The following is a 20,031-nucleotide window of genomic DNA, read 5'->3' on the forward strand; positions in this document are numbered from 1 at the left end:
GTTCGGAGAGCGATTTACGCAGGCGCGTGGATAACGCGTTGTTCAACCGCCTCGCCCACAAAAATGCGGACAGGTTCCGGCATTCTGGAGGCGCTCGCGCTGGCCGATCTAGGCAAGCGGCACTACAAGGTGCTCCTAGTACTGATGCGCCAGACGTTCGGCTATGACAAGGTCAGCGACGAGATCAGCCTAACCCAGTTCCACACGAAGACCGGCGTACTGCCTCCGAATGTCTCGGGGGCAATCGACGAGTTAGTCGGCATGCGTGTCGTGCTCAAGATGGCGGGCAAGCACGCCGCCAGCTTGGCGATCAACAAGGATGTTACCCAATGGCAGGGCAAAGCGAAGGTAGATCTGTCGAAGGTCGGGGGTTATCAAATCGATAACAGCAGGGTTATCGAAACAAACACAGGGGGTTATCAAAACGATAAGGATGGGGTTATCGATTCAATAACCACAAGAGACAACTCCAAGAGAAAAGACCAAGAGACAACTCCAAGAGAAACCCTTTCGCGCTCGCTGCGCGCTAGCTTCGCCATTTTTTGGGCGGCTTACCCGAAGAAGCGATCGAAGGAAAAGGCCGAAAAGGCGTTTACCAAACGAAACCCGGACGAGCAGCTCTTCAACGACCTGATGGCAGGTCTGGAGCGGGCCAAGACTTCGGAGCAGTGGCAAAACCCCCAATTCATTCCGCATGCCGCCACCTGGCTGAACGCTGGCGGCTGGATGGACGAATACCAGACCGCCTACAACGAAGACGAGCTTGCCGTGATCCGAGCCTTCAACGAGGCGCTCGGGGAGCGAGTCGGTACCGTGGACGAGGCCGTGTTCGTCGAGGCAAGGGCCGGCGCAATCCGGGCATTTCTGACGCATCTGAAAGGTGATCTCGAGGCTGCTGGCCGCTATTTCCCGGCGGTACGCGACAAGGTCGACTTACCGCCGCATGCGGGGTTTGACTACCTGATCAGCCCCAAGGGCTTCGGAGACACGACGGGGCGCATGCGGATCGCTAAGGTCGGCGACGCTCGGTCGAGAGCACCGCAGGACTGGCATTCGACCGGTGCTGGAATTGCCGCTCGGGGCGCGGAGCTTGGCATTACCAAGGGTGACGAGGAAAACGCTGTTTCATTCCGTCGTCGGGTGTTCAAGGCAGCCGGCGCGGGCGTATGGCGCGATCAGGATCTGGCGGCCGAATCCAAATACGGCGGCGAAGCATATGAGCGCCTCTGGCGCTTCTACAACGACGAGTGATGTGCATTCACATGACGAAACGAACCACATGGCCGATGCGCGTTGACGCGGATACGACGAAGGTCGGTACGGCGCGCGTGCGTGACGAGTCGCGGCCGAAGATGACGGCGGCGCAGAAGGCGGTTTTCGATGCGACGGGCAACCGACCGCAGGTCGATGCTGGCTTCGACGACATCGGCGACGGGATCGATGCGCCGTCCGTGCTGACACCGACGTACCGCCAATCCGATGCCAAGACGCGCTTGCAAGCGCTTGGGCGGCTGAAGACCGGTGAGATGAACAAGACCGAGCAGCGGTACGCGGACCATCTGGAAGCGCGCAAGCAGGCGGGCGAAATCGTCTGGTATCGCTTCGAGGGCATCAAGTTCCGGCTCGCGGACAACACGTTTTACACACCTGACTTCGCCGTGATGCTCGCGAACGGCCAGCTCGAAGCTCACGAGGTCAAGGGGCACTGGCAGGACGACGCGCGAGTGAAGGTCAAGGTCGCTGCGGATCAATACCCGATGCGCTTCATTGCAGTGAAGGCAGGCCCGGCAAAAGGCGGTGGCGGTTGGCAAACGGAGGAATTTTGATGAGCGACGAAAAGATGAGCTTCACGCAGCGATGCATCTGCGAACGACTTGCAGAGAATCCTGGCATTACGTTGCGTGACCTTTCTTCGCTGCTCCGATCGACCCCCGACAGCATGAAGCGCACCGTCAATCGCTTGGCCTCCACCGGGTATATCCGGCTCGGGCGCCGCAGCAAGAAGGGGTACGCGCTGCATCTCACAGGCAAACCGTTCCCGGCGTCGAGTGACGTGATGCCTGCCGATAGGCGCCGGCATATCGCGTTCGAGGTCGGAATCGCCGTACTGATGCCGGCGATGCGAGCGATGGTTGATGTCGGCCGGGCGGTGACATGAAGCGATCTGGATTCAAGCCGCGCAACAAGCCGATGTCGCGTGGATCGTGGTCACGGAAAAGTTCACCGCTTCCCGAGCAGGCCCCGCGAAAGGTCGCGATGCGGAGACGTCCGAAGACGGCGACCGTCGCCCAAGGCTCGAAGTATCTCGCGGCATGCCGAGGCGAGCCATGCTACCTGCGCGTACCGGGCCTGTGTCGGCGGAACCCGATCGATGAAACCGTGGTGCCGTGTCATTCGAACCAATCGCGCCACGGAAAAGCTGGTGCGCTGAAGGCGAAAAACGAATTTACGGTTCCCGGTTGCGGCGCGTGTCACGCGTGGATCGACAAGAACCGTATCGGCACGCCGAAGCAGGTCAAGTTCGATGTGTGGGATCGGGCATTCGAAGAATGGGCGCCGGTGCGCGCCCGAAAGATGGGAGAGGGAAATTGCCAGTGATGCTTACCGTGCAGCTGCCCGCGGGCCGGCACAGCTTCAAACGCAAGCACGGCATGGGGCCGGCGATCAGTTCCGAGATGCACCGGCCGCTGGTAACAACGGTATATCGGATCGCACGGATTCCGACTGTCAAGCGCCAGTTGCTCGCGGTCGTCGAGGTCGATGCGTTCATCCCGGAGCGGCACCGGACGCACATCGCGCCGAACGATCCCCGATGGGTGCGGCCGGGCGTCTTGCGAACGAAGGCGTATTGGATCGACAACAAGAAGTCGCGGGCGCTCGGGCAGTTTCTCGCGAGCGATGCACTAGAAGTGGACTTGAGGGGGGAGGCATGAGTGCAGCCGCATGCGTCCTGTACGGAGACGTGCCTGAGCCTTTGCTCATATCGGCGATCCGTCATCGCGACTCGGTGACCGACGTGGATCTCATTGCGTTCGACGAATGCCCTTTCTCGGGCGAGATCACCGAGACGGAGCATGGCATGCAGATCGCTTTTCCGTGGCCGCGAAATCGGACGATGCGCCACGCCATAGGGGATTGGCTTACACACCACGGCATCAATTTCACTGTCGTCATGTAACGACGAACGACCGACCCGCCTTTCAAGCAAATCGAAAACAGGAACAACATGACGATCGACGAAAGCAACCAGATCGAAGAACTGCTGTGCGAATGGTACGACTGGCAGGCAGGATATGTCCCGAGCCTTGGCTATGGGCGCATCGATCCGTCGTGCCGTGGATTCTCCGAGTCCGAGCGCACGCTCACCGCCGACGAGCGATCGGAAGAGGCGGACCGGAAGGCGGCGAAGAAGCGGGCGGAACAAGTCGACGTGTGCGTTGACGCTCTGACGTGGCAGGAGCGCGCAGCTATCCAGCGACACATGAAGGCGAAGCGGATCGGCGCGATGAACGAGGCATGCGGCGCAAACGTCTGGAGCAATCCGCGCGGACTCGATTTGTCGGACGCGCATGCAAGCTATCAGGCTGCAAAGGAAGCGCTGTATCCGCGTTTGATGGCACGCGGTCTGTTGAAAGAGCCGCAACCTGCGTAGAGTGCGAAGGTCGCAGGCAAGCGCTTCGCAATGACGTCGACTATCATCACGTGTTGCTCGTGTTGCTCCTATGTAGCGATGCGAACGTGGTCGAATGGCCGAGCAATGTAGTTGGAACGTTAATAACGAAGCGCGTCGTCGACATCGGCGCATACGACATACCGGGGAAGCGGGAAATGGCAAGGAAGTCGGATTTGGTTGAGCGGGCCGAGGAGTGGGCTGGATGCTATACGATCTACGCGTGCAGATTTGCATCGGGTTTGACGAAAGTGGGTCTCTCGTCCGATTTGCCAAAACGCATCGCGTCGCATTGGGGGCACGGCCTTACGGGTCTGCAGAGCTTTCATGCTTGTGAGGCGTCTAGCGAGGCGCATATGCGCGACGCGGAAAGAGCGGCGCATGCGCTTTGGGGGCGACCGATTAACCAAAAGGACTCGCGCGAAGTTTTTGAGACGCGCGGCACAGCGGCCGATGACCTGAAGCGCCTGCAGCGCGCCATTGACGACACCTCGCCTGCGGGGTGGAAACGGCGTGTTCGTCGTCGTTGGTGGGGGCGGCTCGCGCGACGCGTACTCTTCTTGATTGTCGTCGTGGCGATCATTCTCGTGGCAGTCGGCAGGCGACCGCGGCCAGATGTACACCAACAAGCCGCGCCAGCAGTTCCAGAGAGCACCAGCATGCCCGTGCAGGATGGCGAGGTGCTCGCACCGACCCAAGCCGATCGGTTGACAGCAGCGAAGGCATTGATCGATGCGCGAATCGCTGAAGCGAATATCGAGTGCAGCGAATCTGGCAGCGGTCCGCTTTCGGTCCATATCAATTTCGACGCGATTGGCGCTGCGACGAGCATTGAACTCGTGCGCTCGAGCGGCGATCTCAATTTCGACTCGTGCAAGCTTGATACGATCCGCAAGGCTACGCGGCGACTTCTCTACATGAACGGCCGACCGTTCGAGGGAGATGTGATTTATACGATCAACGGCGCCGCCAGTACTATCGAGGCTGCTTCTGCTTCACCTGCTCCTGCGGTCGCTCCCGAGTCGGGCCTGTCGCTGGAGGCGGAGCAGTTCGTCGCGACGCACATTGTGACTGCAGACTGCGACAGCCGCGCATCCTGCCTTGTGCTCTATGCGAAGACCATCGCGGCCGCAAATGCCGCGCAGCCTGCGAGCGCCGCACCATGAAAGTCAAGGTCGCAAGGGAGACCGATTCGCATACGGCGCGTCGAGAAACCACTTTAGCTGAGAGATGAACGGCAGAGGACGGCCAAACTGAACCAGTCTGTCCGACACTGTCTGATTGGCCTGGTGTAGCCTAATACACAAAAAGTGCTTGTAAACCCCTTCACGTTTCGCTATATTGACGACGTCGGGCGCGAGGTGCGCCCGAAGCAAAGCCCACCGGAAAACAGCGTGGGCTTTTTTCATTCCACGGCAGAATGTCTTAGAGAAATTCACATGCCGCGAGCACGATGAATGCGCCGATTCCAAACAGAACTGGTCCGATAAGGAAACACCCGACGACGGCACTCAGAATGAGCGAATCGATGAGCGAGTGAGCAATCGCGAATCCAACGACGCTTACTAAGATCAGTGCCCCGATGAAGGCAACCATATAACCGCTGTCATCGTCGGAACTTGGGCTAGCACGAGGCGGAATAAGGTCATTTTGTGTGTTCGGTTTCTTTGAGGATCTGGTGTGAGCTGTATAGCTCAGCCCGGTCCCGGGGATGCCGACAGTGGCTTTACGAACGCGATCGCCTTTGATGTTGATAGATGAGCCGCGGCCGCCGATCGACGTGCTGAATCCAGACTTGGAAACGTTGACCTTGATGCCCGGAGCAATCTTGATGCTCTTGCGAAACCGGAATCCCATAGTGCGCCCCGTAGTGGTAGTGTTTTCTTGAATTTTGCCGGAATGTCGGTCCTGAGCAAGTGATTTCTGTGCGGATTAATGCTGCGCCGCAATAGTACTCAGCACAAAGCCCACGTGATTACGGTCTCGTGGGCTTTTTCCATTTCGCGCTTGGAGTCGATATGGACGTTTTAATGGTTCGTCGTGGCCCCCGCTGGGGGCGCACAGTCGTGGCGGTCATCGCACTCATGCGTCTGCACAACGCGGACCGCCGCAAAGAGCGCGAGAGTCAGGCAGTGCGCAGAGCCTACTGCGACCCGAAGCAATTCCGCCGGCGTCGATGACAGAAGGGAGTCCAATGAAGAAACTCTATGGTCGCCTCGTCCTGTGGCTGGTGCGGCCGGCGCTCGATATGCGTTGCAGTGAGCGCGCGCCGACGGCTCGAGATTTCGAGGCGCTGTCGGCTCGAATCGAAACGATTCAGGCGTCGATGGCCGACAACGCCGCTGCGATTCGTGCTGAGTCGATGGCTCGGGAAACGGCCGATGCGACGCTGAGAAGCCAGCTCTACTCGGTCAAGACTCAAATGTGACGAGCGACGAATAGCCGTGCGTGAGGTACCGCGTTATGGCAGTACGGCCATTTCGTGTTCGGCGGCAAGCGCGAGGAACGCGGAACGCGACAGCTTTCGTGCGCCGGCTGCCGCATCGATCTGCTGTAAGAGTCGTTCCGGCAAGCTGACGTTAATGCGAACGGACTTCGAATTGATCTTCGACAGATCGATATCGAAGAGCATCCAGACGCCGCCTTCGTACTCGGGATTACTGGTAAGCGCTTCCAATGCGGACGGCGCCGGCACCGGGCCTTCCTCATCATAGAAGTGCGCTTCGACCGCTTCCTGTACGGCAGCGGGAAGTTCTTCCCAGGTGTCGGCCGCCGCGAAGCAGCCCGGGAAGTCAGGGAAGGTGACGCCGTGCGCGTGCTTGGCGTCGCCTACGTGGACATAGAGTGGATAGAGCATTCTTCTCTCCTCAAAAACTGCCGGTCATTTCAGGCCGGCTTGCTTCAGGATGCTGCGCACCGTAGCGATCAGCAGGTCTTTCTTTGGGTGAGGCACCGTTACCTTGCCCGGCTTTGTCGGGTGCTTGAACTGGTGGTGCGACCCGACGGTGTGTACGTGGTACCAGCCATCGGCCTTGATTCGCTTGATGAGTTCGGTGCTGTTCATGTGTGTAATTATACACACTACACACGAATACACAACAGATATGGCGAAACGCCCGTTGAAACCGTGCAAGCACCGGGGGTGCGGCGCACTCGTCGCAGACGGCAAATCGTACTGCGAGAAGCACGCCGACGAGGCGGTGAAATGGAAGCCGGACGCGGTGCGTGGCAATCGCCATGTGCGGGGTTACGGAACGGCGTGGGACAAGATCAGGCAGCGCATCCTGCGTCGCGACAGCGGTCTTTGCCAGCCTTGCCTGCAAGCCGGGCGCGTGACGGCGGCAACGGCAGTAGACCACATCATTTCAAAGGCCCGGGGCGGAACCGACCGCGATGAGAACCTGCAAGCGATCTGTCGTGATTGCCATGCGACGAAGACGGCTCGCGAGCGGTTGCGTTGACGCGGGGCGGTCGCGCTCGGCCGTTGCCCGCCCGGCGGATGCGCCGGGCGGGGAGGGGGGTGAAAAAGTCTGGGAAGCGTCGCCTTCGGGACCGCCCGCCTCGTCGAATTTTTACGCCCGCGAAAAATGAAATTTAAAGGTTGAGCGAAACATGCCCGGAGTTGCGGGCCGCTCCGGACGTCGACCGAAGCCAGTTGCAAGAAAGGAGGCCGCCGGGAATCCGGGTAAGCGGCAGTTGAATACCCAGGAACCCGATTTCGGCCTGGTCACGAACATCGAGCCGCCGGAATGGCTTGATCCACTGGCGGTAGAGATGTGGGAGCGCGTAGCGCCCCTGCTGTGCAAACAAAAGATCCTTCAGTTTACCGATCTGCACAACGTCGAGATCTTCTGCGCCGCATACGGCAACTGGCGGCGGGCGCAAGAACAGCTTGCTCGCGAAGGCCCGGTCGTGATGGGCGCGCAGGGCGGTCCGGTGAAAAACCCGGCCGCGACCGTTGTTAAAGAGGCAGCCGGTCAAATGGCGACGTTCGGAGCGATGCTCGGACTTGATCCGTCGAGCCGTCAGCGACTGATCGGCCCGAAAAAGAAGAACGCAGGCAATCCGTTTGCCGAACTGCTGGGTTGAGGCATGGCACGAGAGTCATTTCCGCTGGTCGCGCGAGCGAACCAGTTCGCGCGCGACGTTGTGCGAGGAAAAGTTCTCGCGTGTCGGTGGGTGAAACTGGCATGTCAGCGTCATCTCGACGACCTTGTGGCCAGTCGGTCGGCATCGTTCAAGTACAAATTCGACTCGGCGAAAGCAGAAAAGAAGCTTCGGCTGATTCAGCTTTTGCCGCACACGAAGGGCGAATGGGCATACAAGCGTCAGCTCGTTACGCTGGAACCATGGCAGCTCTTCGGGCTTGCGTGCACGTTCGGCTGGGTCAGGAAGAAGACCGGATTTCGACGCTTCCGCGAGTCATATTGGGAGGTGCCGCGTAAGAACGGCAAAAGTGTGATTGCTGCGGGTGTCGGCATTGCGATGTTCACCGCGGACGACGAATTTGGCGCCGAGGTGTACTGCGGCGCGACAACCGAGCGGCAGGCATGGGAGGTGTTCCGGCCTGCGCGTCTCATGGTCAATCGTTCCCCGATGCTCATCGAGCACCTTGGCATCGAGGTCAACGCACAGGCACTCAATCGCCCGGAAGACGGCAGTCGTTTCGAGCCGATCATCGGAAATCCGGGCGACGGCGCGTCTCCGTCGTGCGCGATCAAGGACGAGTATCACGAGGACGATACGAACGTTCAGTACGAGACGATGCTCACCGGCATGGGTGCGCGTCGGCAGCCGCTGATGTTCATCATCACGACGGCGGGCGCCAACATCGAGGGGCCGTGCTTCGACAAGCGCCGACAGGTGATCGAGATGCTCGAAGGGACCGTTCCCGACGACGAGCTCTTCGGGTGGATCTGGACGATCGACGACGGAGACGACTGGACCGATCCGCGCGTGCTGGCGAAAGCCAATCCGAATATCGGAATTTCGGTCTATCAGGAGTATCTGGAGAGCCAGCAGCAGCGCGCGATCAAGTCGGCGCGGTTCACGAACACGTTCAAGACGAAACACTTGAACGTTTGGACGTCGGCCAAGGCCGGCTATTTCAACCTGGAAGACTGGAAAGCATGCGAAGACCGCTCGCTGGCCCTCGAGCAATTCGAGGGACAGGATTGCGTGCTTGCGCTCGACATGGCGCGCAAGCTCGACTTGAACAGCATGGCTCGCCTCTTCTGGCGTGATATCGAAGGGCGGCGGCATTACTTCTGCGTTGCGCCGCGGTTCTGGGTGCCCGAGGACACGGTACGCAATACCGAGAACCGTCGCATGGCGGAGCGGTATCAGGCGTGGGTCAACCAAGGCTTTCTGTTCGAAACAGATGGCGCGGAGATCGACTATCGCGACATTCTGGAAGAAGCGAAGGATGCAAATCTGAGGTGTCCGGTTCAATGCACGCCGCTCGATCCACACGGCGCAACGAACCTGTCGCACCAGCTTGATGACGAAGGCCTCACGCCGGTCACGATCGTGCAGAACTACACGAACATGTCCGACCCGATGAAGGAACTGGAGGCGGCCATTACGTCGGGCCGGTTCCATCACGACGGAAATCCGATCATGACGTGGTGTGTCGGCAACGTCATCGGCAAGAACTTGCCGGGTAACGACGACGTGGTGCGTCCGATCAAGCAGGGCAACGACAACAAAATCGACGGCGCCGTGGCGCTGATTATGGCAGTGGGCCGGGCAATGCTGGCCGACCGCGTCGATTCCGAGTCGATCTACGATCAAGGGGTGTGTGTTTGAATTCTATTGGTATTGCGGCCTGGGTGGCCGGCCTGCTCGGGTTCGCGCTACTGGTGACGGGTGTGGTGCTGATTAGCCTGCCGATCGGGCTTATCGTTGCCGGCATGCTCCTGCTGGTGTGGGCGTTCCTTGCGGATCTGGCGGCTGCTCGCGCCGTGCGCGCCGGTCAGCAGAAGGAGTAACCCTATGTTTTTCAGTAGGCAATTGCTCTCCAACAGTGGCCAGACGCAGATGGGCGCTGGCGGGTGGATATCGGCGCTGCTTGGTAGCTCGCGATCCGACGCCGGCCAAGTGGTTACCCCTGCGAGCGCGCTGTCGCTGACCGTCTTGCAGAACTGCGTCACGCTGCTCGCGGAGAGCATCGCGCAGTTGCCAATCGAGCTATATGAGCGATCCGGCGACGACAGGAAGCCGGCGGTCGATCATCCGCTGTATTCGATTCTGAAGTACGAGCCGAACCCGTGGCAGACGCCTTTTGAGTTTCAGGAGCAGTCGCAGGTGGCTGCCGGCCTTCGCGGAAACAGCTACAGCTTCATCGATCGCGATCCGGACGGCGTGATCCAAGGGCTGTATCCGCTCGACAACGAGGCCATGACGGTCATGAAAGGCTCGGACCTCATGCCTGTCTATCGCATCTACGGATCTGATCCGATGCCGAAGCGGATGGTGCATCACGTTCGCTGGATGTCGATAAACGGATATACGGGGCTGTCGCCGATCCTACTCCATGCGAACGCAATCGGGCATGCGCAGGCCATCCAGCAATACGCAGGGAAGTCATTCATGAACGGCACGGCCCTGTCGGGCGTGATCGAGCGGCCGAAGGATGCTACGCCGCTGAAGGATCAGGCCAGCGTGGATCGAATCACGGACGGTTGGAACGCGAAATTCGGTGGATCGGGTAACGCGAAGAAGGTCGCGTTGTTGCAGGAGGGTATGACGTTCAGACCGTTGTCGATGACGAACGTTGACGCAGCGCTGATTGATGCGCTTCGTCTTTCCTCGCTCGACATTGCGCGAATCTACAAGATCCCGGCTCACATGGTGAACGAACTGGAGCGCGCCACGTTCAGCAACATCGAGCATCAGTCGCTTCAGTTCGTCATCTACACCTTGTTGCCATGGGTCAAGCGGCACGAGCAGGCGAAGACGCGTGACCTGCTCCTGCCGTCGGAGCGCAAGCAGTATTTCATCGAATACAACCTCGCGGGACTGCTGCGGGGCGATCAATCGTCGCGCTACGCTGCTTATGCGGTCGGGCGCCAGTGGGGCTGGCTATCGATCAACGACATTCGCCGGCTTGAGAACATGCCTCCGGTCAAGGGCGGCGACGTCTACCTGAGTCCTATGAACATGGTCGACGCGTCGAAGCCGCAGCAATTCCCTCCGGGGAAGTCCGAGCCGACGAAAGCGCAGATCGACGAAATTGGGAGGATCCTTTCTTGAAACCGCACCTCAGACTCGCAAGTCTGATTTTCAATCAGCCGCAGCTCGTCACGGACCCGATGATGTCGCTGGCGGTGCAGTGGGCGAATCACGCGCTCAACCTGAACATCGTCAACCTGACCGTGAACAACGCACAGCCGAAGATCATGGAGGACGATGAGTTCGACAGCGGTGTGCAGATGGCCGCGGCATCGGAGCGTCGTCGTGCCCTGGTAGCTGATACCGGTATGGACATCATTCCGGTTTCGGGAATCCTGGTGTCGCGGTCCGCTCACATGAACCCGTGCGAGCCGATGACCAGCTACGAAGGCCTGCGAACTGCCGTGAATCAGGCAGTTGCGGATCCGGCCGTCGAGCACATCGTTCTCGATATCGACAGCAATGGCGGGAGCGCGACCGGCGCATTCGAACTGGCCGACGATATTCGGGCTGCGTCGCTGGTGAAGCCGGTCACGGCGATCGTCAACTTCTCGGCATTCTCGGGCGGGTATCTGATCGCCGCCGCTGCATCGAAGGTCATCGTCAGCCGTACGTCCGGCGTGGGTTCGATCGGCGTCATCGCCAACCATCTCGACGTTTCGAAGCGTGATGAGCAGCAAGGGATCAAGGTGACCTCGGTGTTTGCCGGGAATCACAAGAACGATCTCACCCCGCATGAGCCGCTGAGCGATCAGTCGCTGGCGTTCCTCACCAGCATGGTGCAAAACAGCTACAAGCAGTTCGTCGATGCAATCGCGAGCTTCCGCGGGCTGAGCACGCAAGCGGTGAAGGACACGCAGGCGGGCATTTTCTTCGGTCAGCAAGGCGTCGATGCGGGGCTTGCGGACAGCGTCGAAACGCCACAGGCAGCGATCAACCGGATTGCTGCCGAAGTGCGCGCATCGCGCGCCGAGCGCCAGGGTGGCAATACTCGGCGTAGCGTCTCCGCGCGTGCGGCCGCGATGAACATGCAAACCATGATGTAGCCGGCCAAAAAATCGAATTTTTTACGATCAACATCCGAGCGCGTTCGCGTCTCAGTTGAGCATTGCCACCTTCGGGTGGCATTTTTCTTAGGAGAAGGGTAAGTGAACATCAATGAACTCCGCCGCGAACGCGCAGCCGTCAATCAGCGTGTGCAGGCGCTGGCGCAGATCGAGTTGGGCGGCACCGCATTGTCGGCTGAACAGCAAGCCGAATTCGATCAGCTCAGCTCGAAATTCAACGATCTGACTGCGCAGATCGAGCGCGCGGAAGCGGCCGAGCGCATGGCCGCAGCTGCGGCAGTGCCGGTTGACCCGGCGCCGGCCGCCGTTGCTGCTCCGGCCGCGGCGAGCGTGCCGGCACAGCCGAAGGCGCAGGAAGTGAAGGGCGCGAAGATGGCCCGCATGGTTCGCGCGCTTGCGGCGGCGCGGGGGGATGCGCAGCTCGCGTCGAAAATCGCGATCGAGCGCGGCTTCGGCGAAGAGGTCGCAATGTCGCTGAACACCCTTTCGCCGGGCGCGGGTGGCGTCCTGGTGCCCGAGAACCTGTCGAGCGAGGTCATCGAACTGCTGCGTCCGAAGTCCGTGGTCCGCAAGCTCGGCGCTCGTACGCTGCCGCTCTCGAACGGAAATATCACCATCCCGCGTCTGAAGGGCGGCGCCATCGTCGGCTACATCGGCGCCGACACCGACATCCCGACGACGCAACAACAGTTCGACGATCTGAAGCTGACGGCCAAGAAGATGGCCGCGCTGGTCCCGATCGCGAACGACCTGATCAAGTACGCCGGCGTGAATCCCAACGTCGATCAGATCGTGGTCGGTGACCTCACGGCCGCAATCGGGGCGCGCGAAGACAAGGCATTCATTCGCGACGACGGCACCGCGAACACCCCGAAGGGCCTCCGCTTCTGGGCGCTTCCCGGCAACGTCTTGCCGGCCAGCGACGGTTCGACGCTGCAAAAGATCGAAACGGATCTCGGCAAGGCCATTCTGGCGCTGGAGAACGCCGACGCCAACCTCACGCAGCCGGGCTGGATCATGGCGCCGCGTACGTTCCGATTCCTCGAAGGCCTGCGCGATGGCAACGGCAACAAGGTCTATCCGGAACTCGCCAACGGCATGCTGAAGGGCTATCCGGTCGGCAAGACGACGCAAGTGCCGATCAATCTCGGCGACGGTGCGGACGAGTCGGAAATCTATTTCGCCGACTTTGGCGACGTGTTCATCGGCGAGGAAGAAACACTGGAAATCGACTACAGCAAGGAGGCGACCTACAAGGATGCCGACGGCAACATGATCAGCGCGTTCCAGCGCGATCAGACGCTGATCCGTGTGATCGCGAAGAACGACTTCGGCCCGCGTCACGTCGAGTCGATTGCCGTGCTGGCCGGCGTGACCTGGGGCGCGTAAGCGAATCTGTAACCGAGCGATCCGTCCGTTTGTAGACGGCGTGCATTTCGGAGAGAAACATGAAAGTGGTCAAGTTCCAGCGGCACTACGCGCAGTACACACCCGGTGACGTCGCGGGGTTCGAGGACGAGCATGCAGACCGACTCGTCGAGGCGCAGATCGCGCGCGTGCACGGACAGGAGACGAAGGACGCGAAAGCTCCGCCGAAGGCTGAAACGTCGAAGCCCGGGGCGGCGAAGGGGTAGCGGGTATGGGCGCTGTGCTCCTCGAATATCTGGACGACGCAGAGCCGATTGCTTTTGAGGATGTTGCTGCCCAGTGTCGAATCGATGATGACGACGAGCGCGAGTTCATCGAACACGTGCTGATCCCTGGGGCGCGCCAGGCGGCCGAGAGCAAGTCCGGCGCAGCTATTCGCAACGCGCGCTATGTCGAGAGGCTTGGCGCGTTTCCGCGAGGCGAGATTCCGCTTTCCGTTGGGCAAGTCTTTGCGATGGAGTCAGTCGCGATTCGCTCCGATTCCGCCGTGCCCTTGACCCTAAGCGAGGCCCAATACGAGTTAATTCAATTGGGACGTGAGACGCTTCTCGCGCCAGTCAATGGTCGTTGGCCATCGGCCGGTGCTCCAACGCTTACTTATCGAGCGGGCATTAACCTCGATCGCTTTCCGTCAGTTCGCGCATGGATGCTTCTTGCAGCGGCTTGGGCATATGAGAACCGGGAGCTGTTCTCGTCGGGGCAGTCCGTCATAGCAATGCCGAGTGGGTTTGCGGATGCGCTTCTCGATCCAGTCACCGTTCCGCCGAGGTTCTGATGCGCGCTCCACGAATCGGTGAACTTGATCGGCGAATACAGCTGCGCGAGCGTCGGGACTATCCGTATCGCGATGCGGATGTCGAGTCGGCATATCCCACGCAAAGAAAGCGCTGGGCAAAGATCGAGCCGGTCGGCGCGGCCGTGTACAGCGGAAGCGTACAGATCGACGAAAAAGTCACCCACCGGATTTTCCTGAGATACGTCGACGGCGTCACGAGCGATTACGAGGCGGTGTATCGCGATCAGGTGTTCAGGGTGAGGCGTGTTGGAGATCTGAATGGCGTCCGGCGCTTTACGGTTCTTGAAGTGGAGGAAATCCAGCATGGCAAGTGATGCGGATATTGCGCTGCACATCGAGGGTTTCGAGGGTTTTGATCGGTCTATCGACTTCGATAAGCGCGAAGTTCGAAAAGGGATGCGCAAGGCCGGACGAATCGTCGAGCGTCGCGCAAAAGCGCTGGTTGCTATCCGCAGTCGATCGGTGCCTGGGCAGTATCCCGGGCGCAAGACCGGTCGGCTTCAGCGTTCCATCAAAACAAAGGTGTCGCGCTCGGGGTTCATGGTCAAGGTCATGCCGAAAAAGATTGCCGGCATGCGTGATTTCTATCCCGCATTTCTGTACTACGGCACACGTAGCAAGTCCGGGGGGCGGCGCGACCATCGATCGCGAAGCACGTCGAAATTGCGTATCGAACCGCGCGGCAACTACATGTCGGACGCGAAGGATGACGGTGCACGCGAGGTTCGTGCTTTGCTCGTCGACGTGTATCGCCGCGCGCTCACGATCCGATGAGGTGCCATGAAGCTATCACCGACTATCGCGCACGTGCGCGATTTCTGTCTGTTGTTCGATCGTCGTGTGTCCGGGGGCATCGATTGGAGCGCGTTGGAGGACAGCGCAAAGCTCGAGATGCCCGCTGCGTTTGTTGTTGCGACTGGCGACGATCCGGAGCCGAACGCTCTGCAAAACGGAACCCGGCAGGAAATTGCCGACGAGTTCGACATCGTCGTCGCACTGAGGCAAGGCAACGAGCGAGGGCAGGCGGCAGCTGACGAACTGCATGACGTTCGGGCTGCGCTATTGCGCGCGCTTGTCGGTTGGGTGCCAGACGAGGGATATGAGCCGATCGAATACACGGGGTGTGATCTCGTGTCGACCGATCGTCTTCGCGTTATCTATCGGTTTGGTTTTTCTGCGGTATGGACTCTCGGGAGCGGCGATGACCCCGAGACCTGGCACGAGGACATGCTGAACAAGTTGCCTCGGTTGAAGGGAGTCGACATACACGTCGATGCTATCGATCCCATGGCGGATCCGAATCTAAAAAAGCCCGGTCCGGACGGCCGGATCGAAATCGAGCTCCTCGTTGAGCTGAAGGATGACCGATGAAACAAACCATGCGGGTCAAACCCGTCGAAGGGCGAATCGTACGGGATCCCGTGCGAGGTGACGATCTACCGATCGAAGGCCGTCAAGTGCCGCGAAACGTGTACTGGTGGCGCTGCGTTCAGGCGGGCGACGTCATCGAAACTGACGAACCGAGCGATGAACGAGAGGCGCCCGGATCCGCGGACACCGATGGAGCGGCGAGCGTGCCGAGCGGCACTGGTCAAGCCAAGGTAACCAAAGGGGGGAAAGGATGATCGGCTTCAACAATATTCCTGCGGACCTTGCGGTGCCGCTGTTTTACGCTGAAATCGACAATTCGGCAGCGGCGATAGGCGGCAACACATTGCGTCGCCTGATCATCGGGCAAGCGAGCGACCATGTCGACGTCGCCCCGCCGTTGCTTACGTTGCTGTCGCGTCCGGGCGATGCGGTCACGTTGGCGGGCGAAGGGTCGATGCTCGCCGCAATGAGCGATATCTGGCGTCGCGGTGATCCGGTGGGCGAAGTATGGGGCATCGCGGTCAAGGTTGCGGAGGGTGTCGCGGCAAAGGGCATGATCGACCTGCGTGGAAGGGCTGAAGAGACCGGTTTGCTCTCTCTCTACATCGCGGGCCGCCGCATTCGGGTGACTGTAGCCAGCGGTACGGGCACGACCGATGTGATTCTCCAACTGGTCGCGGCCATCAACGGGACGTCGAACATGCCCGTGTATGCTGCCGTTGTCGGCGGGAAACTGGAATTGACGTGCAAGTGGAAGGGGGAGACGGGTAACGATATCCGTGTCGAGTTCAATCGTGGCGGCCTGGCAGCGAATGAACGGATCCCCGCGGGGTTGACGGCGACCATAACGCCGATGGCCAATGGCGCCGGCTCGCCGGACCTTACCGAAGCTCTCGCGGCGATCGGCGACGCTGAATTCGAGTTCGTGTGTCAGCCGTGGTCCGACCCGTACTCGCTTTCTGCATTCGCCGAATGGATGAACGATGTTTCGGGCAGGTGGGCATGGTCATCCATGTTGTTCGGGCACGTGTATACCGCACGTCGCGGGACGCCAGGGCAGCTGGCAGGAGGCGGTAGGTTCTTCAACGACCAACATCTGACGATCAACGGATTCGAAGTGGATTCACCTCGACCGTCGTGGGAGCAAGCGGCTGCGTTTGCTGCACGGCAATCGGTGTTCATCTCGGCGGACCCGGCTCGTCCGACGCAGACGGGGTTGCTCGTGGGAATCGAGGCTGCCCGCCCGGGAAAGCGTTTCATTCTGAGCGAGCGACAGACGTTGTTGACGAGCGGAATTGCGACGACGAGCTCGGCTGACGGCTCAGTGCGTATCGAGCGAGCGATCACGACGTATCAGCGTAACGCGTACGGGCAGCCCGACGACAGTTATCTCGATTCGGAGACGATGCACACGAGCGCGCACGTGATCCGATACCTTCGGAACAGAATCACGAGCAAGTACGGTCGACACAAGCTCGCAGCCGATGGCACGCGATTCGGTCCCGGGACGGCAATTGTGACGCCACGGATCATCCGAGCCGAGTTGATCGCGGCGTACGATGAACTGGAGCGGGCCGGAATCGTGGAGAACGCCGATCTCTTCGCACGGTACCTTGTCGTGGAGATCAACAGGTCGAATCCGAACCGGGTCGATGTGCTGTTCCCGCCGGACTACATCAACCAGTTGCGAATCTTCGCGCTGCTCAACCAATTCCGGTTGCAGTATCGGGAAGCGGCGGCGGCCTGACGCCATAAACCAATGAACTTAATCCTGCGGCCCGCCATCGTGCGGGCCGCTGTCATTTCAGGAGACCGATATGGGTCAGAAAGTCGCCGGGACCGTCTACGTGAAGGCGGATGGCGAGCAGTTTTCCGTAACGGGCGGTGTTGAGTGTCCGCTGTCGGACGTGAAGCGCGAGAGCGTATTGCCGGGTCTCTATAAAGAAGAGGATCGCGTGCCGTACGTCAAGGTCGATGCGGTATTCGAAAAGAATTTCCCGATCGCGAAGATTGAAGCGGCCGACGACATGGTCGTGACGGCCGAATTCAAGAACGGTCGGGTGTACGTGCTGAGCGGTGCCTACGTCGTGGGCGAGCCGGCCGTGACGGGCGATGACGGTAAGGCATCGCTGGAATTCAACGGCGTGAAGGGGCGTTGGCAATGAAAATTTCATTGAGCAAACCCATCGAGGCGCACGGCGAGACATTGGATGCGCTGGAACTGCGTGAGCCGACACCAGCGGACGTGCGGGCCATCAAGGCTCTGCCGTACGCACTCGATCGGGAGGAAAACGTGCACGTGCGCCCGGACGTCGTCGCACAGTACATCGCGCGCCTCGCGAGTATTCCGCCGTCGTCGGTAGATCAGATCGACCTGGTCGATTTCAACTCGATCTGCTGGACGGTTGCGGGTTTTTTCTTGACTCGGGCGTCTCAGACGCCGACGACCTGATCGGCGGTGTCTACGAGCTCGCCCATTTCTGGCGCGTCGATCCCGAACTGGAAATGACGCGCTCGATCTCAATCATTCTCGAGCATTTCGAACAGGCGAACCGCATTAGTCGTGCTGTTCCGGAGACGTAAGCGTGGCCGATCAATTTCAACTTAAAGCGCTGATTACTGGCGTCGACAAGCTCTCGCCGGCGCTCCAGGGTATTCGCAAGAATATCGCGGGCTTTCGTAAGGGGCTGAAGTCGGACGGGCTCGGTGAGATCGGATTTAAGGACGTGGTGGCGGGTGTCGCTATTGCGGCACCCATCGTCGCGGCGACGAAGGCGGCGATCGACTTCGAGTCGTCGATGGCGGACGTGAAGAAGGTCGTCGACTTCGATACTCCCGCTCAGTTCAAGAAGATGTCCGACGACGTGCTGGGGCTTTCGAAGCGACTACCCATGGCTGCGCGCGACATCGCGAAGATTACCGCGGCCGGTGGCCAGGCGGGCATCGACAAAAGCGAACTCGCGCAATTCTCCGAAGACGCGGTCAAGATGGGAGTCGCGTTCGACCAAACGGCCGAGGAGTCCGGCGACATGATGGCTAAGTGGCGCACGGCGTTCAAGATGGGACAGGACCACGTCGTCGCGTTGGCGGACAAGATCAATTATCTCGGCAACACCGGGCCGGCGAACGCGCGCCAGATTTCGTCGATCGTGACGCGTATCGGCCCGCTGGGCGCCGTGGCCGGCATGGCGAGCGGTCAGATTGCTGCTATGGGGGCGACGCTTGCTGGCGTTGGCGTACAGGAGGAGGTCGCAGCGACCGGCATGCAGAACTTCATGCTGGCGCTGACTGCAGGCGCCAGTGCATCGAAGAAGCAGCAGGGCATCTTCAAGGCTTTGCGGTTGGATGCCAAGGACGTAGCGGTTTCGATGCAGAAGGATGCGCAAGGGACCATCGTGCGCATCCTGACCGCAGTGAGCAAGGTCGACAAGGTCAAGCAAACGGCAGTGCTCGAGGGGCTGTTCGGTCGCGAGTCGATCAAGGCGATTGCCCCGATGCTGACGAACCTCGACCTGCTCAAGAGGAATTTCGAGAGGGTCGGCGATTCGACGCTTTATACGGGCTCGATGCAGCAGGAGTACGACGCGCGCGCGGCGACGACGGCGAACAACCTGCAACTGATGTCGAACCGCTTTATGGCACTTGGCATTACGGTTGGTACGGTCGTGTTGCCGCCTCTGAACGAGTTTCTGGCATCTGTTGGTCCCATCGCCGACGGTGTCTCGTCATTCGCGGCCGCCAATCCGGTTATCGTCAAGGGGCTGCTTGGAGCCGCCGCCGGCCTGATCGCACTGCGCGGCGCAGCCGCGATCGCTACGGCCGCAATGAAGATCTTTACGACGGTTTCCGGCCTCACGCCGCTCGGGCTGGCGGTGCGTGTGCTTGCGTTGGCGGCCGGGTTCCTGATTGCGAACTGGTCGAAAGTCAAACCATTCTTCGAAAAGGTTTGGGTGGGAATCAAGGACGTGTTTTTCAGCTTCCCGCTCGTGCAGGTTATCGCGCAGAACTGGGGGCCGATCACCGAGTTCATGTCGGCGCTATGGGGCGCAACGAAGATCGTGATCGGGGCCGCGTGGGACGGCATCAAGGCGATGTTCCTCAATTTCACGCCGCTGGGTATCGTCGTTAAGAACTGGGAGCCGATCGTCACGTGGTTTTCGCACCTGTGGGACCGTGTGAAACCCTATATCGAGCCGCTGGTGAGCGGTGCGAAGTGGCTCGGCGGAAAGCTCGGTCTCGAAGGCGGTAGTGCTTCGACGGGCGACGTGTTGGGCTCCGGCGCGGCGAGCTTGCGAAACTGGACGTCGGCGCAACGGACCGGGGTGTCGACGGGCACGGCGCGTCTAGCGAGCGGCGTGCTGGCGCAGCGGGGCGCGACGAATGCACGGCTTCAGGGCGACTTGAAAATCCGATTCGATGGCGCGCCTCCGGGGATGCGCGTTGAGCAGGTGCAGACGAATCAACCGGGCTTGTCCGTGACGCCGAGTGTTGGCTATCGGTCGCTCTCGGGCGTGCCGCAATGAGGT

The 20,031-nt window shown here is 60.3% G+C and carries 29 protein-coding genes; 26 read left to right on the top strand and 3 right to left on the bottom strand.

The window, feature by feature from the left end; translation table 11 throughout:
- The 8 genes from BST28156_RS31125 to BST28156_RS31160 form a co-directional block, all read left to right on the top strand.
- Positions 1-1,251, top strand: a 1,251-nt coding sequence (locus BST28156_RS31125; RefSeq protein WP_217451823.1) for a replication protein, incomplete at its 5' end; no start/stop codon positions are given.
- Positions 1,252-1,262: 11 nt separating this feature from the next.
- Positions 1,263-1,826: a PDDEXK family nuclease gene (locus BST28156_RS31130; protein WP_174904229.1), complete on the top strand. Its 564-nt coding sequence runs from the start codon at positions 1,263-1,265 to the stop codon at positions 1,824-1,826.
- On the top strand, positions 1,826-2,158 hold the full coding sequence (locus tag BST28156_RS31135; RefSeq protein ID WP_174904230.1) for a helix-turn-helix domain-containing protein: 333 nt from the start codon (positions 1,826-1,828) through the stop codon (positions 2,156-2,158). Before BST28156_RS31130 ends, BST28156_RS31135 begins: the two co-directional genes overlap by 1 nt.
- A complete protein-coding gene (locus BST28156_RS31140; protein WP_174904231.1) occupies positions 2,155-2,598 on the top strand; it encodes a nuclease domain-containing protein in 444 nt (147 codons plus the stop codon). The genes BST28156_RS31135 and BST28156_RS31140 overlap by 4 nt, the downstream gene beginning before the upstream one ends.
- Positions 2,595-2,933 carry a hypothetical protein gene (locus tag BST28156_RS31145; RefSeq protein ID WP_174904232.1) on the top strand — a complete coding sequence of 113 codons (339 nt, stop codon included), beginning with the start codon at positions 2,595-2,597 and terminating at the stop codon, positions 2,931-2,933. Before BST28156_RS31140 ends, BST28156_RS31145 begins: the two co-directional genes overlap by 4 nt.
- Positions 2,930-3,178, top strand: coding sequence for a phage portal protein (locus BST28156_RS31150; RefSeq protein ID WP_174904233.1), 249 nt, complete (start codon positions 2,930-2,932; stop codon positions 3,176-3,178). Before BST28156_RS31145 ends, BST28156_RS31150 begins: the two co-directional genes overlap by 4 nt.
- 48 nt (positions 3,179-3,226) lie before the next feature.
- Positions 3,227-3,652 (top strand): hypothetical protein, encoded by a 426-nt coding sequence (locus BST28156_RS31155; protein ID WP_174904234.1) that lies wholly within the window; start codon positions 3,227-3,229, stop codon positions 3,650-3,652.
- Between the two features lie 50 nt (positions 3,653-3,702).
- The gene (locus BST28156_RS31160) at positions 3,703-4,836 is read left to right on the top strand and encodes a GIY-YIG nuclease family protein (RefSeq protein WP_174904235.1); all 1,134 of its coding nucleotides are present in this window, start codon (positions 3,703-3,705) and stop codon (positions 4,834-4,836) included.
- 259 nt (positions 4,837-5,095) lie between these two features.
- Here BST28156_RS31160 and BST28156_RS31165 read toward each other — a convergent pair whose 3' ends face one another.
- Entirely contained in the window at positions 5,096-5,527 is a 432-nt protein-coding gene (locus tag BST28156_RS31165; protein ID WP_174904236.1) for a DUF4236 domain-containing protein, read from the bottom strand.
- Between the two features lie 337 nt (positions 5,528-5,864).
- Here BST28156_RS31165 and BST28156_RS31170 point away from each other — a divergent pair, with 337 nt between their 5' ends.
- Entirely contained in the window at positions 5,865-6,098 is a 234-nt protein-coding gene (locus BST28156_RS31170; RefSeq protein WP_174904237.1) for a hypothetical protein, read from the top strand.
- Positions 6,099-6,131: 33 nt separating this feature from the next.
- Here the strand turns inward: BST28156_RS31170 and BST28156_RS31175 are convergent, their stop codons facing one another.
- Positions 6,132-6,527 carry a type II toxin-antitoxin system HicB family antitoxin gene (locus BST28156_RS31175; RefSeq protein WP_174904238.1) on the bottom strand — a complete coding sequence of 132 codons (396 nt, stop codon included), beginning with the start codon at positions 6,525-6,527 and terminating at the stop codon, positions 6,132-6,134.
- 24 nt (positions 6,528-6,551) lie between these two features.
- Complete coding sequence (locus BST28156_RS31180; protein WP_059771351.1) at positions 6,552-6,734, bottom strand: type II toxin-antitoxin system HicA family toxin; 183 nt, start codon at positions 6,732-6,734, stop codon at positions 6,552-6,554.
- Between the two features lie 40 nt (positions 6,735-6,774).
- Between BST28156_RS31180 and BST28156_RS31185 the strand changes: the two genes are divergently transcribed.
- The 17 genes from BST28156_RS31185 to BST28156_RS31265 all read left to right on the top strand — a co-directional run bounded on the left by BST28156_RS31185 (position 6,775) and on the right by BST28156_RS31265 (position 20,028).
- Positions 6,775-7,131: an HNH endonuclease gene (locus BST28156_RS31185; protein ID WP_174904239.1), complete on the top strand. Its 357-nt coding sequence runs from the start codon at positions 6,775-6,777 to the stop codon at positions 7,129-7,131.
- Between the two features lie 151 nt (positions 7,132-7,282).
- The gene (locus BST28156_RS31190) at positions 7,283-7,759 is read left to right on the top strand and encodes a phage terminase small subunit P27 family (RefSeq protein ID WP_174904240.1); all 477 of its coding nucleotides are present in this window, start codon (positions 7,283-7,285) and stop codon (positions 7,757-7,759) included.
- Positions 7,760-7,762: 3 nt separating this feature from the next.
- Positions 7,763-9,478: a terminase large subunit gene (locus tag BST28156_RS31195; RefSeq protein ID WP_174904241.1), complete on the top strand. Its 1,716-nt coding sequence runs from the start codon at positions 7,763-7,765 to the stop codon at positions 9,476-9,478.
- A complete protein-coding gene (locus tag BST28156_RS31200; protein ID WP_254596452.1) occupies positions 9,469-9,660 on the top strand; it encodes a hypothetical protein in 192 nt (63 codons plus the stop codon). The genes BST28156_RS31195 and BST28156_RS31200 overlap by 10 nt, the downstream gene beginning before the upstream one ends.
- Positions 9,661-9,664: 4 nt before the next feature.
- Entirely contained in the window at positions 9,665-10,924 is a 1,260-nt protein-coding gene (locus BST28156_RS31205; protein WP_174904243.1) for a phage portal protein, read from the top strand.
- Complete coding sequence (locus BST28156_RS31210) at positions 10,921-11,889, top strand: S49 family peptidase (RefSeq protein ID WP_059514090.1); 969 nt, start codon at positions 10,921-10,923, stop codon at positions 11,887-11,889. Before BST28156_RS31205 ends, BST28156_RS31210 begins: the two co-directional genes overlap by 4 nt.
- A 102-nt stretch (positions 11,890-11,991) precedes the next feature.
- The gene (locus tag BST28156_RS31215; protein WP_174904244.1) at positions 11,992-13,299 is read left to right on the top strand and encodes a phage major capsid protein; all 1,308 of its coding nucleotides are present in this window, start codon (positions 11,992-11,994) and stop codon (positions 13,297-13,299) included.
- Between the two features lie 59 nt (positions 13,300-13,358).
- A complete protein-coding gene (locus tag BST28156_RS31220) occupies positions 13,359-13,544 on the top strand; it encodes a hypothetical protein (protein ID WP_174904245.1) in 186 nt (61 codons plus the stop codon).
- 5 nt (positions 13,545-13,549) lie between these two features.
- Positions 13,550-14,113, top strand: coding sequence for a hypothetical protein (locus BST28156_RS31225; protein ID WP_174904246.1), 564 nt, complete (start codon positions 13,550-13,552; stop codon positions 14,111-14,113).
- Complete coding sequence (locus tag BST28156_RS31230) at positions 14,113-14,448, top strand: phage head closure protein (protein WP_040127332.1); 336 nt, start codon at positions 14,113-14,115, stop codon at positions 14,446-14,448. Before BST28156_RS31225 ends, BST28156_RS31230 begins: the two co-directional genes overlap by 1 nt.
- Positions 14,438-14,908, top strand: a complete 471-nt coding sequence (locus BST28156_RS31235) for a hypothetical protein (protein WP_174904247.1) — start codon at positions 14,438-14,440, stop codon at positions 14,906-14,908. Before BST28156_RS31230 ends, BST28156_RS31235 begins: the two co-directional genes overlap by 11 nt.
- A gap of 6 nt (positions 14,909-14,914) precedes the next feature.
- On the top strand, positions 14,915-15,505 hold the full coding sequence (locus BST28156_RS31240) for a phage tail terminator protein (protein ID WP_174904248.1): 591 nt from the start codon (positions 14,915-14,917) through the stop codon (positions 15,503-15,505).
- A complete protein-coding gene (locus tag BST28156_RS31245) occupies positions 15,502-15,759 on the top strand; it encodes a DUF2635 domain-containing protein (protein ID WP_254596453.1) in 258 nt (85 codons plus the stop codon). The genes BST28156_RS31240 and BST28156_RS31245 overlap by 4 nt, the downstream gene beginning before the upstream one ends.
- A complete protein-coding gene (locus tag BST28156_RS31250) occupies positions 15,756-17,252 on the top strand; it encodes a phage tail sheath subtilisin-like domain-containing protein (RefSeq protein WP_174904249.1) in 1,497 nt (498 codons plus the stop codon). The genes BST28156_RS31245 and BST28156_RS31250 overlap by 4 nt, the downstream gene beginning before the upstream one ends.
- Positions 17,253-17,322: 70 nt before the next feature.
- Positions 17,323-17,670, top strand: coding sequence for a phage tail tube protein (locus BST28156_RS31255; RefSeq protein WP_040127336.1), 348 nt, complete (start codon positions 17,323-17,325; stop codon positions 17,668-17,670).
- Positions 17,671-17,678: 8 nt separating this feature from the next.
- Positions 17,679-17,957, top strand: coding sequence for a phage tail assembly protein (locus BST28156_RS31260; protein ID WP_235213728.1), 279 nt, complete (start codon positions 17,679-17,681; stop codon positions 17,955-17,957).
- A gap of 133 nt (positions 17,958-18,090) precedes the next feature.
- A complete protein-coding gene (locus BST28156_RS31265; protein ID WP_174904250.1) occupies positions 18,091-20,028 on the top strand; it encodes a phage tail tape measure protein in 1,938 nt (645 codons plus the stop codon).
- The last annotated feature ends 3 nt before the right edge of the window (positions 20,029-20,031 follow it).

This window comes from Burkholderia pseudomultivorans, assembly GCF_902499075.1.
GTDB lineage: Bacteria > Pseudomonadota > Gammaproteobacteria > Burkholderiales > Burkholderiaceae > Burkholderia > Burkholderia pseudomultivorans.

Excerpts from the sequence above, each read along its gene's own strand:
- BST28156_RS31240 (WP_174904248.1), top strand. The coding sequence starts at position 14,915 with ATGAAGCTATCACCGACTATCGCGCACGTGCGCGATTTCTGTCTGTTG.
- BST28156_RS31220 (WP_174904245.1), top strand. The coding sequence starts at position 13,359 with ATGAAAGTGGTCAAGTTCCAGCGGCACTACGCGCAGTACACACCCGGT.
- BST28156_RS31205 (WP_174904243.1), top strand. The coding sequence starts at position 9,665 with ATGTTTTTCAGTAGGCAATTGCTCTCCAACAGTGGCCAGACGCAGATG.
- BST28156_RS31245 (WP_254596453.1), top strand. The coding sequence starts at position 15,502 with ATGAAACAAACCATGCGGGTCAAACCCGTCGAAGGGCGAATCGTACGG.
- BST28156_RS31140 (WP_174904231.1), top strand. The coding sequence starts at position 2,155 with ATGAAGCGATCTGGATTCAAGCCGCGCAACAAGCCGATGTCGCGTGGA.
- BST28156_RS31185 (WP_174904239.1), top strand. The coding sequence starts at position 6,775 with ATGGCGAAACGCCCGTTGAAACCGTGCAAGCACCGGGGGTGCGGCGCA.
- BST28156_RS31190 (WP_174904240.1), top strand. The coding sequence starts at position 7,283 with ATGCCCGGAGTTGCGGGCCGCTCCGGACGTCGACCGAAGCCAGTTGCA.
- BST28156_RS31230 (WP_040127332.1), top strand. The coding sequence starts at position 14,113 with ATGCGCGCTCCACGAATCGGTGAACTTGATCGGCGAATACAGCTGCGC.
- BST28156_RS31130 (WP_174904229.1), top strand. The coding sequence starts at position 1,263 with ATGACGAAACGAACCACATGGCCGATGCGCGTTGACGCGGATACGACG.
- BST28156_RS31235 (WP_174904247.1), top strand. The coding sequence starts at position 14,438 with ATGGCAAGTGATGCGGATATTGCGCTGCACATCGAGGGTTTCGAGGGT.
- BST28156_RS31250 (WP_174904249.1), top strand. The coding sequence starts at position 15,756 with ATGATCGGCTTCAACAATATTCCTGCGGACCTTGCGGTGCCGCTGTTT.
- BST28156_RS31165 (WP_174904236.1), bottom strand. The coding sequence starts at position 5,527 with ATGGGATTCCGGTTTCGCAAGAGCATCAAGATTGCTCCGGGCATCAAG.
- BST28156_RS31170 (WP_174904237.1), top strand. The coding sequence starts at position 5,865 with ATGAAGAAACTCTATGGTCGCCTCGTCCTGTGGCTGGTGCGGCCGGCG.
- BST28156_RS31155 (WP_174904234.1), top strand. The coding sequence starts at position 3,227 with ATGACGATCGACGAAAGCAACCAGATCGAAGAACTGCTGTGCGAATGG.
- BST28156_RS31150 (WP_174904233.1), top strand. The coding sequence starts at position 2,930 with ATGAGTGCAGCCGCATGCGTCCTGTACGGAGACGTGCCTGAGCCTTTG.
- BST28156_RS31135 (WP_174904230.1), top strand. The coding sequence starts at position 1,826 with ATGAGCGACGAAAAGATGAGCTTCACGCAGCGATGCATCTGCGAACGA.
- BST28156_RS31195 (WP_174904241.1), top strand. The coding sequence starts at position 7,763 with ATGGCACGAGAGTCATTTCCGCTGGTCGCGCGAGCGAACCAGTTCGCG.
- BST28156_RS31225 (WP_174904246.1), top strand. The coding sequence starts at position 13,550 with ATGGGCGCTGTGCTCCTCGAATATCTGGACGACGCAGAGCCGATTGCT.
- BST28156_RS31180 (WP_059771351.1), bottom strand. The coding sequence starts at position 6,734 with ATGAACAGCACCGAACTCATCAAGCGAATCAAGGCCGATGGCTGGTAC.
- BST28156_RS31175 (WP_174904238.1), bottom strand. The coding sequence starts at position 6,527 with ATGCTCTATCCACTCTATGTCCACGTAGGCGACGCCAAGCACGCGCAC.
- BST28156_RS31255 (WP_040127336.1), top strand. The coding sequence starts at position 17,323 with ATGGGTCAGAAAGTCGCCGGGACCGTCTACGTGAAGGCGGATGGCGAG.